The following is a 13,357-nucleotide window of genomic DNA, read 5'->3' as shown; positions in this document are numbered from 1 at the left end:
CAATGATGGATGAGGACTTTCGTCCTCACTACCAACAATATATTTTAAGCAAATCCATCTAACTTTTGATGGTTTCTAACGTTTTGAGTGATTCTGCAACGTGTGCTTTGAAGTCTAACATCGAGTCAAAAATATGCTTGACAACGCCTTCTTTGTCAATGACATAAGTTACTCTACCGGGCATAATCCACAGGGTAGCTGGAACGCCGTACAATTGCCGAACTTTATTCCCCGTATCACTCAACAAAGTAAAAGGTAACTGATATTTGGCAGAAAAATTCTGGTGAGACTGCTGCGAATCTTCGCTAATTCCTATGACTTCTGCACCCGCGTCTTTTAAGACTTCGTAGCTATCTCGAAAAGCGCAAGCTTGCGTTGTACATCCGGGTGTGTCATCTTTGGGGTAAAAGTAGACTATGACGTTTTTTTTACCTTTAAAATCTTTGAGGCTGACTGATGTGCCAGTTTGAGATGGTAAGGTAAAATCGGGTGCGGTGTCTCCTACTTTGACTGTCATGTTTTTTAACTGAGTAGCTCTGTTTGGGTGAAATTTTAACTTTTGTTATTGTACTGTCTTTTGTGACGAATATTTGGCAGTTGCGATCGCCCGATTCGGTATCATCCCATTTTTGCTTTCTCGCGCTCCTCAAAAAAACACTTTTTACCAAATCTCGATGCAGCCGACGATTCGCAGTTACGGGTATTAATTGAAGAGGCTTTTTTGAACCACACATCCACGGGGATTAACCAAGATTCAGATTAACAATGGGAGGGGCGGCGCTGAAGCGTTACCACAAAGTTAATTGTTATCGGCCTTTAGTTAAATTTTTTAATTCCCGCCATATTGGAGGAATTTGACCGGAGTGTGTGCGGGGCTGGGTGAGGATTCCTTGAGTGGGACTGAACAGCAATGATAGCACAAAGAATCCCGAGGCAACTAAAACTATTGCGGGGCCGGATGGTAAGTTATAAAAGTAACTGAGATACATTCCGCTAATGCTGGAAATAACTCCGATTATTGCGCCTAAAATCATTACTTGGTGGAGACGAGTGACTAGGAGATAGGCGGTACTTGCGGGTGTAATTAATAGGGACAAAACAAGCACTACGCCAACGGCTTTGAGGCTGGCAACTATTGTGAGGGCGATGAGTACCATCAGTCCGAAGTTGAGCAGGTTTACTGGCAAACCTGTTGCTTGCGCTCCTAATGGATCGAATGTGTAAAATAGCAGCTCTTTGTAAAACAAAACTACAACTAATAAGACTACGGCGACTATGACGGCTGTGTCGATCGCATCTTCGGCAGTAACGCCCAGGATGTTGCCGAAAAGAAAGTGGTTGAGGTCGATTTTGTTGTCTTTTTGGACGATCGTAATTAGGGTGATGCCGAGGGCGAAGAATGCCGAAAATACGATGCCCATTGCGGCGTCTTCTTTGATTGTCGATCGAGCTTTGATCCAAGCTATGATTACTGTACTCAAAACTCCGGCAATGAACGCGCCGATAAATATGTTTGCTCCGAGGATAAATGCGATCGCCAATCCGGGCAAAACCGAGTGGCTGATTGCGTCTCCGAGCAAGGCCAGCCGCTGTACCATTAGGTAGCTGCCGACGATCGCGCAGACGATGCCGACGAGAATGGCAATTATGAGCGATCGCTGCATGAATCCGTACTGCAACGGCTCAATTAAGGTTTGTAGCATAAAATTATAACATCACAGTTAACTAATGACTAACAACCAAAGCAACCGGGTTTAATCGGAGATTTATCGTTGCCAAACCCAATATTATCCAAGAAACTGGGTTCACAAGCGTAACTCGTAGATTAATTACTGCTAGCTAATTAAGCGGCTTGTCCGGCAAAAAACATTACTTGTCCGCCGTAGGCGCGGTAAAGGTTTTCTTGGGTTAGCACTTCTTGGCGGGAACCAGCGGCAATCAATTCTGTATTTAGCAAAATTAAATCGTCAAAATTGGTAATTGATTCGCCTAAGTCGTGGTTGACTACTAAGACGATTTTTCCCGCATTTGCTAGTTGGTGGAAAATGTCAAAAATGATATTTTGAGTTTTTTGGTCAACGCCGACAAACGGCTCGTCAAAGCAGAAAATAGCGGCTTCTTGGGCTAATGCTCTCGCTAGAAATACTCGCTGTTGCTGTCCGCCGGAAAGTTGTCCGATCGGTCTGTCTTTGTAAGCACTCATGCCTACTCTTTCTAAGGCATCGGCAGCGGTGCGGCGGCTAGCTGCCGAAAAGCGGCGAAACCATCCGGCTTTTCTGACTCTTCCCATCATCACGACATCCCAAACGGTGGCGGGATAGTTCCAGTCAATTTGCGATCGCTGCGGCACGTAGGCTACTGTTTCGAGTCGATCGGCGATCGCTTCTTCGCCCCAGGTAACAGTGCCGCGAGCTGCCGGAATTAAGCCCAACATTGCTTTGATCAGCGTACTTTTGCCGGCACCGTTGGGCCCAATAATACCTGTCAGCCTTCCCGGTTTGACGGAAAGACTGATATCTTTGAGTGCCTCTACCGTGCGGTAGTTTACTGCTAAGTGCTTAACATTGATAATTTCAGTGTCGGTAGCGCTGTCTTTGAGGTGGCAAACCATTTTAGACCAAGGATTCTCGTTGGGGAAGGCGGCGGTATTCATTGCGGTGACTCTATCTCCTTTTTATTAAGTTTACTGTAAAAATGAAAAGAATATGAAATCATCGGTAAATAGGAATAATCGGGAACGCACCAGAGGTAGATAATGCGACAGTCCAAGCTGGAAACCCCTCAAACCATAGGTTTTGTGGCGAAAATCTCAAGTCGGTTAAAACCGACGGCAATTGTGAAGCAATCCGATAAAGGGGAGTTTAGCGGTGAGTCGGGGATTGAAACCGCCCGCCCTGGATTGGACAAGTCCAAGGTATTTTGGATTAGAACTATTGCCTGTGGCATTTTGACTGTGGGTTTATTTAGTTGTGCTTCAACTCAGGGCGAGCGCCTCTCTCCAGAGGCAGATGCTAAACCCAAGGTAGTTGCTACGAGTACAATTATTGAGGATTTGACCGATCGAGTAGCGGGAGGCGAAGTTCAGCTAACAGGAATTTTGCAGCCGGGAACCGATCCTCACGTTTACGAACCGGTGCCCAAAGATTCTCAAGCTTTAGAAAAAGCTAACTTAATTTTGTATAACGGTTACAATTTGGAACCGGGATTAATTAGGATGATGAATGCCGCCGGAATTAAGGCACGGAAATTAGCAGTGGGCGAAGTTGTCAAGCCTTTGCTAATGAATAAAGAAGGCAATACCGTACCCGATCCGCACGTTTGGGGAAATGTGGAAAATGTAGTTCAAATGGTAGAAGCAATTCGGGATGCACTGATCGAGCTATCGCCGGAAGATAAGCAGAAGTTTACGCAGAATGCTGTGAAACTTACTGCAGAGTTAAAACGTTTGGATAGTTGGATCGAACAAGAGATTAAAACTATCCCCGAAAATAAGCGCAAATTAGTAACAACTCACGATGCTTTTCAATATTACAGTCGCATTTACGGATTGGGAATTGCTGGCAGTTTGATCGGGATTAGTACGGAGGAACAGCCGAGCGCTCAAACGGTGCAAAAGTTAGTAGAATCTGTGAAAGCTGCGGGAGTGCCTGCTATTTTTGCGGAGACTACAATTAACCCGCAACTGATTAAAACTGTGGCGGAGGAAGCGGGGGTGAAATTGGCAGCGCAGCAACTTTATTCTGATTCGATTGGGGCGGCAGGAAGCGAGGGCGATTCTTATGTGAAAATGATGTCGGCTAATACTCGCACTATCGTCGAAGCTTTGGGGGGAAAATCCACTCCGTTTGAAGTTAGCAAGTAGCAAGTAGGGTGCGTCAGAATAGTTTTATTTTCGGTGCGGATAGGGTGACAGCTAACTGATAGCCGTTTCAAACAAGAATGCAACTGTAGGTAAACTCCAAACCCCCATAGTCATCCTTGATTCCCCATCTAAAATCTAAAATTGTATGACGCACCCTACAAGTTTCAGTTTACCTGCTTCGACAAAATTAAATTAAGCACGTTCAACTCGTTGGAACTTAAAAGATATTTATCTGTAAAAATCTTTTCTCGACTTTGCTCTAAACTGTAGCTTCTAAACACGATAAATGGGAAATCTTGATACTTGTGACCGATCGGCATTACACTATCTACAGGGTAGATCGATCGCACATAAGCCGACAAAATATCCCGAAACCGCCTGTCTTCCGGTTCTTCCAGCTTACTGTTAGCAAAATACTCCTGCATTTCTTCCCCGCTAACGAAAGCAAACAGTGGTATGGCATAATAGCGATCGAACTGCTGACTCTGCTCTTCGAGATACTGAGTTTTCTCGACTTCGCTGTTGAGAAATTGCAATAACTCGATCGCACCTCCTCTTATAGCCGATATTACATTCTCCGGGGACGAATCGCTATCCCTAATTAGACGCATTTTGTGCAGCAACTTCTTCTCTAGACATTCCTTAATTTCTCGATGCAGCGACATCTGGTATGTTTCTACCAAATTTTGCTTAGCTAGAGGTACGAGCAACAAACTACCGCAAACATGACCGAGTTCTAAATTATCATAGCTCAACAAACCATCAAGAGGATTGCACTTCTCCAAAAACTTACGATTAAAATTATCCCGCATTTCCAGATAAGAATCGCCCTTTTGACGAGACTTATTAGAATTTGTCAAAACAAACTCCCCGCGACCCAAAAGCTGTTCCAGACTCGTATAAACCTCCTTAAACAACATATTTCCTCGCTGGCTCTCGCTCTTTAATGTCTTAATTAGAGCCGCCATTTTGCTGCTAAAAGTATCCCCGACTGCGGAAACCGACTTACCACCGATGGGAATGATCAAAAACTTTTCCCTACCTAAATAACCGTATCCCGAAATTCGCGTCATCACCGCCGTCTTGAGAATTAGCAGTAAATTCAACAAACTCAACTTGCTTTCTTGTAGGGAAAGTTCCGCATCATCAGCGTAATAAACTGCCGTATCAGATAGGTAAAAAACCAATTCTTTGTCTTCACCATCAAGGGTTTTACCGTTCTCATCTTCTCCGCGTCCCCGATAAATCACCTGTATAACTTCCATTAGATTTTTCTCAATCTGAAAGCGGGGAATATCTACTAAAATGTGTTTAGTTTTCGGGAAAGAAAGTCCGCGACTTCCCGATGCAGTCATAAAGATTACTTTAGCTGTATTTTTGTATTCCTGTATTTTTTCTTTCTCCTCTTCCGAGATATTAGCGTGAATTTCCAGATAAGCGGTAAACTGCTCAAACTTTTCGCGACTATTTTTGATTTTTTCAATTAATTCTGCCAATCTTTGCTTGTTTTGAATATATACTATAATTTGTTCCACACCGGGGATTGCTAATCGCTGATTGATATCCTCAATTATTTCAGATTGTACCCGCTTGACTAAATTACTATTCTGTTTTAAAGGCGCATATTCCTGATATTTAACACTTTCTAAAAATACCTTGTAACTTATCTCTAAACTGCGCGCCGGGTAGGAATTCGCATTAATTACCTTTGCAGCTAGATTGTTGAATTTAAAAGGAATAACTTGTAAAGGTTGAATTTCTTCCGAATCTTTCGCTAACTTTTTAAAATAGATTTTGTCCGGTTCCGGTGACGTGTTATCAAGGTGCTGTTTAATCACATCGCAGTCAACAATCGAAGCATCTGCGACAATAATTTTATTATTAAAGCCGTGTTCCAGCTTGTGCAACTCATGTTTTTTGACAATCTTGGCAATTCCGGCTAAAAACTCAACGCCACCATCATCTCCAGTAATTTCATCGATCATAATGAAAATATGTTTGATGCGAGTGGATATTTCTTGCATCTTAGCGGGAATGGCCCGTTTGTCCCGTTTATTGTAAGTATCTTGAAAAATTTTATCTAAATGCTCTAGGGTATTTTGTCGGTTTTCTTTCATCTTCACCGATTGAATAGAAACGGTAGCTACGATATTATTACATACCTGACAATTTATCAGCGCGTATATACCCTCGCAAATGCTCTTAAGCACTCCATTTCCTTTGGAATTAACGGGTTTAATTACTGTTTCTCCCTTTTTTTCAAGTTCTGATTGATGATATTCCGTCCTATGAATTTCTGAATCATCCTTGAGGAAGCTAACAGTTTTTTTTGTGAAATCTTCGCGATCGCTATTCGATGCGTACTTGACGGTACAGTGTCCTGAATTGCTTTTGATGATATCGGCGTTAGTGTTGATACAAAATAATCGATCGTCGCACAGCAAACCAGTATTTTTATCTTTGAATTTTTCGATAATATCCAAGTTTACTTGCTTGCGGGGACTGACGTACAGGAATAAGAAACCTTCGTCGATATGGGTTTTGAGGAAATTGGCGATCGCAGTTGTTTTACCTATTCCCGGATTCCCAGTCAAAAAGATATAAGTTTCATCAGACTGAAGCGCTTTCACAATCAATTGAGCGTGAGCATTTCTCAGATGTAATCCGCGATCGATTTGCAAATCATCTGCCAGTTTATCTGATATAATATCTATGGAATTAGCAAAATTATCAATCCGCTCTGTATGAGGTACAGGTTCAGTGACATTTTTACCAATTCCTAACAGAGAATCAACAAACTTTCTGCCTTCTTTAAAACTGCGAGCCGCGTTGAGTTGAATAACATCCAAAACTTCGGTGCGAGCATCGCTAATCTCTTTACCTTTCGGTTCATTCTGGTAAATTTTGGCACAAGTTGCCAACAGGTGAATTTTGTCCTGGCGTAGGGAAATAGTGCTAATATTGCGATCGCTATAACCGACAACATTCAACAAAACCTCAGCATCATGAGGAATAATACCAGTTGTTTGCAAAAAACCGTAGAAGCTGTGAGCGTAGCTACCCGCCTGAATCAACTTAGCGCTTTCCTTATCCTTATACTTAAAAGCCGTAAAATAGCGTTTTAAATCCTCCGAGAAATCAACACCTAAAGTGCTAGTATCGATTCGCAGATTAGAAAAAACACTTTTCGATCGCAAATAGCTAATTTCTCTCATCAAATATTTTCGGATCACTTCTATTTCATAGATATCCTCCGGTTTGGGAGCTAGCGTCGGAGAAAACACAGACAAATCAACGCAGAGAATTCTAAAATCATTCCCCTGCTGTAACAGCATCAGCGTATCAGCCTGCAAAAACTCACCCTTTTGCGAGTAGCGGCGGATGTACGAGTTAATCTCATCATCTGATAAACTAAGTTTGGCAGGTGTCAACTGAGACAATAACTCTTTAAACCCTTCTTTCTCACCCTTGTTATAGGTTCTGATACTGTTAGCATCACTAAAACTGCACTGACAATACACAATTTTCAACCGCTGCAAATTCCAGCCAGTAGAGTTGACGTACTCCCGGAAAAAATTCAACCCGCCCAAAAAGCCTTTTTGAACAAAGAACAAACTCCATTTATCAACGATTTCAGCATCTAAACTAGCCAGCAGATTGGCTTCCCTGACCATTTCCGCCGTCATCTTTGGCAATTTGAGCCTTTGCAAATCGAGACGGTATGAATCACCAAAATTGTGACTTAAATTTTCCCGCTGAATATATGCCAGAATCCCGATATTGAATCCTACTTCAAACAGCCGTCCAAAATCTTCACCGATCATTATTTTGTACCTCTATCACCGACATTTAATACTTCTCTTACTTTATTCAAAAAAGCCAGCGAGTTAAAATCTGCACTCTCGCCTCCATGACTAAATACAGATAAAGTACCAACTGAATCATCGCCGATAATATGAGCGTAGGGATCGAGTTTCAAACTAATGTGTTGACGGGCTTCATACCTAGAAAAGTGGAAGATGCTTAAATAGTGCAGTAAAGTATCTTTAATTTCACCATCGTACATCAAACCTTGGCGAATATCTTGGTCATCCAGAATGCCTTCATATATCTTCAACAGTGTCGAGTAAGAAATCACACCGTTGTAAAAGTTCTTTTCCCCTTGCTCTACTTTGATACCATTAAACAGATTAAAAAACATCACAGCTTGGTGACTGGGATCTTTTGATAAACTTTCCAGTTCCGTTGTATCCTGAATGTAGAAAGATTCTCCCTTGTGTTCTTTAGGACTTCGGACGTAATATTTATCAAAAAATACCGGATAAATCCTGATATCTTGCCGCTCTCCTTTCAAGGTTTTGATTAAGCTTTTAGACATAAAAAACAATTCCTCATCTTCATCCGTCTGGGTAATGTGCAGCGTGCTCGTATAAGGTGCTTGTGCAATATATAGGAAATTGCGATATCCATATTTATATAGCTGGCTGACAGTATCTTCGAGGATTGACGGCTGACTGTAAAGGTGTTGAACGCTGTAGTTTTCTGACAAAGTTTTCAGCATTCCGACTTGAATTGTATCCTCTGATAGGCGTTTAATTCCCGCCACTTCGCCTAACAAACAAGTTTTTCTCTGAAAGCGATCGCTATTACCTTTTCTTGCATCGCTTTCGCAACTTGATACGACAATAATTGCTAAATTGTCCAACTCTGGAGATAGTGGAACATTTCTAAATTTAAACTTTTTAGGAAGGATTGAATAGAGGGAACTTAAACCGTTGCGGATACTGAAACCATTCGGTTTTTTCTTGACGCGAAATCCTTGAGAAGTCGATCGGTATTTTTCACTAAACAGATGAGACAATGTTTTGGAAACGTTAGCCATAAAGTTTTCCGACGGCGAAGGGTTATTGTGGTCGCCTTCGTGAAGTCTCACCATCGGAATAAACAAATTCTTTTTCTGATTGTGTAACAAGATTTGCAGGCAAATATAAGACAGCAGTGAAACAGAAAATTTGTAAACGAATGCTGCATCCGATTTCAAACCGTCTTTGCTATCTAAACGTTTATTATTATAACGAAACAACAGCAATTTATACTTCTTGGAAAAACTGCTGTTATATACATTCATCTGACTTTCAGGAACCCAAAGTATAGGCAAAGTATCGATGTCCTTAATGTTGTATTCCATGCTGAAATTTTGGAATTCATCAGTAGAAAAATAGCGGACATCTTCGATTATGATATTGACTGGTAGCTGACAGATAGCTGTTTCGTTGATACTCGATTGTTCGACGGTGATATACTGAAGTGCTTGTTTGGGATTTCGTTGCACAACATCATTAAAAAATCGACCTAAAGCATTATCGATGTCTTCTAGGATGCCTCTTTTGACGCTGATATGTCGCGGCTCTGTGCGAGTTGGCAAAATTGTTTGCCTGTCTATAAAATTTTTCAAAAGTTGCTTGAGACGGTCGATTTTAACTTCAATATGATATTCATTTAACCCTCTAATGATACCTTTAAATATCCGCAGTTTCGCCTGTTCATCAGAACCCTGCAACACCGGCATTACGGCGGATTCAAAGCTTTGTCTCGGATCGTAAGTTAGTTCGGATTCAGAATTGTAATCTGCTGCTAAAGGATTGCTGCGAGAAGCAAACACAAAATAGTACAACAATGCTATTTTTAATACCTTGCGGATAAATGTTTCGCTAGTGTAGCTATCGGCTAATTCTGCTTTGTGTTCATCACTTTCAGGATTTAGCAAATTCAGGTTATAATCAAATACAGGTTCACCGCCGCGGGCTTGAACTTCGTTGCCAAATTTCAGTTTTAAACCAAAAATATATTTACGTTCATTCAAAGGACTGTCTGTGGTTTCTCCTAAATAACCTGCTACAATCGGAATTATGGGAAGTGCTTCTAAGACTTCCGCTCTGGAAAACATATCTCTGTAGTTAACTGTGACACCAGCATAATTGACATTATAATAGCCGTCATCTTTTGTGCGATCGCTAATGTATGCTTCGATCCACCTAATCCTCTGGATCAAGTCTTCTAAATAGATGATACCAACACTATCTGTGTTGCTAGTGCGGATGTGTTCTAGCAGATACTCCAAGTAGGTAATTTGAGCTTCTTTTTTTAGCTTGCCTAGAGTTTCTTTGTCTACAATTTTGAGCAACTTGTGGAAATCAGAATTTCCATCTTTAACCAGCTCATCAAGCCGATAACGCAGTTCTTGCTTATCGCTTTCACTCTCAGCATTTTCATCAATGTAATTTTGTAAACCCTCCTTGAGTTGTTGCCCAAAGATGTCTGAATCTCGCACGGCGATAGTCAATTTATGCAGCTTCAAAATTGCCGTTGTCCCAACAGTATTTGGGCGCTGCAAAGTTAGCTTCTTTTTCGCTAAGGTAGGAGAGGATTTGGCAAAATCATATTTGAAGCCTAATTCTTGACCGCTTCCCTGAAAAACTGGTGATTCTAAAGGCTCAATTAAGTTAGAGACAAACTTTTCAATAGCATCATTCCCTCCCACAGCAGATGCTAAATCTTGACGCAAACACTCTCTAATTTGTCTAATTTGATTGCCAAATTTAGTTTCAACTTCCGCCGGAAAATTAACAGTAGCAGAACGTGCGAGGCGTTCAAAAGAACCCAAAGGCGATAACACTTGCGAAGTGGCTATTTGAGCTGCTACCGCGTCAATATCTATTAGTAAACGATGCTTATCGTCCGAAACGCTAAACGGATTCTTTGCCTGCAAAACTTCTAAAATTTTGTCCAGCAAATCGCCATAGTCCACTGGAACTAAATCGCTGTCATCCAATCTTAAGATGTTCACCCTGTTAACCCCTTCAAAAAGCTTGAATCCACTCTTTCACATCGTACTCAGTCCAAACCCCATTTACCCAATAAGGATCGGCTTCCACCAATTGTCGCACGGCCGCCTCATCTTCGGCTTCGTAAATTGCAAAAACTTTTGTTAAATCTTTGGTTGGCCCGATCGTACTTAACACACCCGATTCCTTCTGCTTAGCCAATCCGGCTAAATGAGCGTCTCGAAACGGAGCGCGTTTTTCGAGAACGTCTTCGCAGTAACTTCCCCACATCACATATTTGGTCACGGTTTGAGCCTTAGATAAATTTGTTTAAAAGTTATTGTACAATAAGAGTAACAGGATTTAACGAAAATTTTAACGATAAGATTAATGAACAGCAGAGGGCGCAGAGGGCGCAGAGGAAGAGGGAAAAGAGAGAGGTTTGTTAGATAGGAGAAGATTGCTATGACTTTATTAGACATTCGTTTGTTGACGGTTCAAGAGTATCACCGCATGGCAGAAATTGGTATTTTTGAGGAAGACGAACGAGTAGAATTATTGGCAGGACAGATAGTAAAGATGGCAGCAAAAGGAACAGCACACAGTGCAGCAGTGACACGGACAGATAAGTTACTGAATAACCGTTTGGGACAACGGATATTGGTGCGGCTGCAAGATCCAGTTCGGCTCAATGATTACTCGGAACCTGAACCCGATATTGCTGTAGTCGTACCCGATCCACTTTACTATGAAGACCATCATCCAACTCCATCAGAAATTTATCTAATTATTGAGGTTGCTGATACTAAGCTGAGAACAGATTGCGGGATAAAAGCGACTATTTATGCTCAGTCAGGAATTGCTGATTATTGGGTTTTGGATGTTAATAATCGGCAACTTCACGTATTTCGAGAGCCGACTCAGGATGGCTATGAGAGTATAGTAGTTCTTGGAGATGATGCGAGTATTTCTCCTTTGCAATTTCCTGATTTTTATTTTATGGTTGGGGAGATGTTGCGGCCGTTGGTGACAATTTAATTAACTTTAAAAACTGAGTCCGCCAGGGAATCCATTCCCTGGCGGTTTCCATTGGTGAGTAGCGGCCTCTTTAGCTTCTCAAACTAACGCCGAATTTCTCAACTAAAACATCGCGAACTTTTTGTTGTGCCGGTTCGACATCGGTTTCGCTCAAAGTTCGATCGCCCGCGCGGTAAATTAACCGAAAAGCCAAACTCCGCTGTCCCGCCGGTACGTTGTCGCCCCGATATTCGTCGAACAGTTCCACGGAATCCAGCAAACTACCCGCCGCCTTTTTCATCGCACTCTGCATCTCAGTAACCGCAACTTCAACCGGTGCGAAGAAAGCAATGTCTCTGTCAGAAGCGGGGAAACTCGAATAACCCGCGAACTTGCGAGTTAAGTTGCTCGATCGCCCTAATTCACCCAACAGCACCGCTAAATCTAATTGAAACACGTAAACCTGCTCAGGCAAATCCTTTTGTTGCTGCAATTGCGGGTGCAACTGTCCGAAAACCCCTAAATGTTTCCCGTTTAACGATAACGCAGCGGTGCGGCCAGGATGCAAGCGTGTATTAGAGGAGTCGCTTTGATATTCCACCGCCAAACCCAGCCCCTGAAACACGCTTTCCAAAACCCCCTTGGCTTCAAACCAAGTCAAAGGTCGATCGCGCCCTCCCTGCTGCCATTTCCACACAGTCGGATCGCCGCCGATAATCCCCGCAACTGCATCGGCTTCCTTCATTGCATCCCCATCTTTCCAGAAAATGCGGCCGACTTCAAAACCGTTTAGTGCGCCATTTCCCTGTTCCAAATTGTACTGGAAAGCATCAATCAAACCCGACAGCATTTCTGTCCGCAAAGCCGAATACTCTACAAATAGCGGATTCGCCAGCACCACCTGATTGTCTCCCTCAGTTTTCACCAAAGAATAGTGCATCAACTCCGTCAACCCTGCCGCCCGAAAAGCCGATCGCACATTCCGAATTGCCGCATATTCTGGTGACAGATAACCGGGTTCCGTTTTGCTGGGCAAAGTATCGCAGAAATTGTCATAACCGTGGAGTCTGGCAACTTCTTCAATTAAATCGATTTCCCTTTCTAAATCGCGGTAGCGGTAAGGAGGAACAGTTATCGCAAACACCCGTTCTTTTTCCGTCGGCACAACTTCGCAGCCCAAGGCTATGAGAATATTTTTTACCTCTTCCGGTTCCAGATATTTAGAACCGCCAGTTTGTCCTCTTTTCAACTGCCCCAAAACCAGATTTACTCGGTCTAAACGCAATTCGAGCGATCGCGAAAAACTCAAATCATCGCCCGAACTCGCCGTTTTCTGCACCGTCGCAGCGCCTCCAGCCAACTCCAAAATGAGGGCTACAGCGCGGTTGCAGGCCGTCGTCAAAGCCGCCTGATTCACCCCCCGCTCGTAGCGGATCGAAGCCTCGCTCCGCAGGCCTTGAGCGCGCGCAGAACGGCGAATCGTTGCCTGGTCAAAAATCGCGGCTTCCAAAACTAAATTTTGCGTTCCTTCGTGAACTTCCGTATCTTCGCCGCCCATTATCCCAGCTAAGGCAACGGGTTTGTCGCTAGCAGTAATTAACAGATTTTGAGCTTGCAAATTGCGGTTTTGTCCGTCCAAAGTTTTGAAGGATTC

9 protein-coding genes are annotated in these 13,357 nt (G+C 42.7%); 2 read left to right on the top strand and 7 right to left on the bottom strand.

Features of this window, described 5'->3' with window-relative positions:
* Window positions 1-58 precede the first annotated feature (58 nt).
* The 3 genes from QUA38_RS12145 to QUA38_RS12135 all read right to left on the bottom strand — a co-directional run bounded on the left by QUA38_RS12145 (window position 59) and on the right by QUA38_RS12135 (window position 2,653).
* Complete coding sequence (locus QUA38_RS12145) at window positions 59-517, bottom strand: peroxiredoxin (RefSeq protein WP_333162061.1); 459 nt, start codon at window positions 515-517, stop codon at window positions 59-61.
* Window positions 518-806: 289 nt separating this feature from the next.
* Window positions 807-1,703, bottom strand: coding sequence for a metal ABC transporter permease (locus QUA38_RS12140; RefSeq protein ID WP_333162059.1), 897 nt, complete (start codon window positions 1,701-1,703; stop codon window positions 807-809).
* A gap of 140 nt (window positions 1,704-1,843) precedes the next feature.
* Entirely contained in the window at window positions 1,844-2,653 is an 810-nt protein-coding gene (locus QUA38_RS12135; RefSeq protein WP_333162057.1) for a metal ABC transporter ATP-binding protein, read from the bottom strand.
* Window positions 2,654-2,755: 102 nt separating this feature from the next.
* Between QUA38_RS12135 and QUA38_RS12130 the strand changes: the two genes are divergently transcribed.
* Complete coding sequence (locus QUA38_RS12130; protein ID WP_333162055.1) at window positions 2,756-3,862, top strand: metal ABC transporter substrate-binding protein; 1,107 nt, start codon at window positions 2,756-2,758, stop codon at window positions 3,860-3,862.
* Window positions 3,863-4,026: 164 nt separating this feature from the next.
* Here the strand turns inward: QUA38_RS12130 and QUA38_RS12125 are convergent, their stop codons facing one another.
* From QUA38_RS12125 to QUA38_RS12115, 3 genes are read right to left on the bottom strand one after another with little or no spacing between them, the layout of a single operon-like run.
* On the bottom strand, window positions 4,027-7,686 hold the full coding sequence (locus QUA38_RS12125; RefSeq protein WP_333162053.1) for a helicase-related protein: 3,660 nt from the start codon (window positions 7,684-7,686) through the stop codon (window positions 4,027-4,029).
* The gene (locus tag QUA38_RS12120) at window positions 7,686-10,709 is read right to left on the bottom strand and encodes a hypothetical protein (protein WP_333162051.1); all 3,024 of its coding nucleotides are present in this window, start codon (window positions 10,707-10,709) and stop codon (window positions 7,686-7,688) included. The genes QUA38_RS12125 and QUA38_RS12120 overlap by 1 nt, the downstream gene beginning before the upstream one ends.
* A 13-nt stretch (window positions 10,710-10,722) precedes the next feature.
* The gene (locus QUA38_RS12115) at window positions 10,723-10,992 is read right to left on the bottom strand and encodes a YciI family protein (protein WP_190741349.1); all 270 of its coding nucleotides are present in this window, start codon (window positions 10,990-10,992) and stop codon (window positions 10,723-10,725) included.
* A 159-nt stretch (window positions 10,993-11,151) separates the two neighbouring features.
* Here QUA38_RS12115 and QUA38_RS12110 point away from each other — a divergent pair, with 159 nt between their 5' ends.
* A complete protein-coding gene (locus QUA38_RS12110; RefSeq protein WP_333162049.1) occupies window positions 11,152-11,724 on the top strand; it encodes a Uma2 family endonuclease in 573 nt (190 codons plus the stop codon).
* Window positions 11,725-11,794: 70 nt separating this feature from the next.
* Here QUA38_RS12110 and pheT read toward each other — a convergent pair.
* Window positions 11,795-13,357: phenylalanine--tRNA ligase subunit beta (pheT, locus tag QUA38_RS12105; RefSeq protein WP_333162047.1), on the bottom strand; the 1,563-nt coding region annotated here is incomplete at its 5' end.

The organism is Microcoleus sp. Pol12B4 (genome assembly GCF_036701385.1).
Classification (GTDB): Bacteria; Cyanobacteriota; Cyanobacteriia; order Cyanobacteriales; family Microcoleaceae; genus Microcoleus.
The sequence above is the reverse complement of the archived record's forward strand: the minus strand, read 5'-3'. Positions and strand labels throughout refer to the sequence as shown.

Excerpts from the sequence above, each read along its gene's own strand:
- QUA38_RS12145 (WP_333162061.1), bottom strand. The coding sequence starts at position 517 with ATGACAGTCAAAGTAGGAGACACCGCACCCGATTTTACCTTACCATCT.
- QUA38_RS12140 (WP_333162059.1), bottom strand. The coding sequence starts at position 1,703 with ATGCTACAAACCTTAATTGAGCCGTTGCAGTACGGATTCATGCAGCGA.
- QUA38_RS12135 (WP_333162057.1), bottom strand. The coding sequence starts at position 2,653 with ATGAATACCGCCGCCTTCCCCAACGAGAATCCTTGGTCTAAAATGGTT.
- QUA38_RS12130 (WP_333162055.1), top strand. The coding sequence starts at position 2,756 with ATGCGACAGTCCAAGCTGGAAACCCCTCAAACCATAGGTTTTGTGGCG.
- QUA38_RS12125 (WP_333162053.1), bottom strand. The coding sequence starts at position 7,686 with ATGATCGGTGAAGATTTTGGACGGCTGTTTGAAGTAGGATTCAATATC.
- QUA38_RS12110 (WP_333162049.1), top strand. The coding sequence starts at position 11,152 with ATGACTTTATTAGACATTCGTTTGTTGACGGTTCAAGAGTATCACCGC.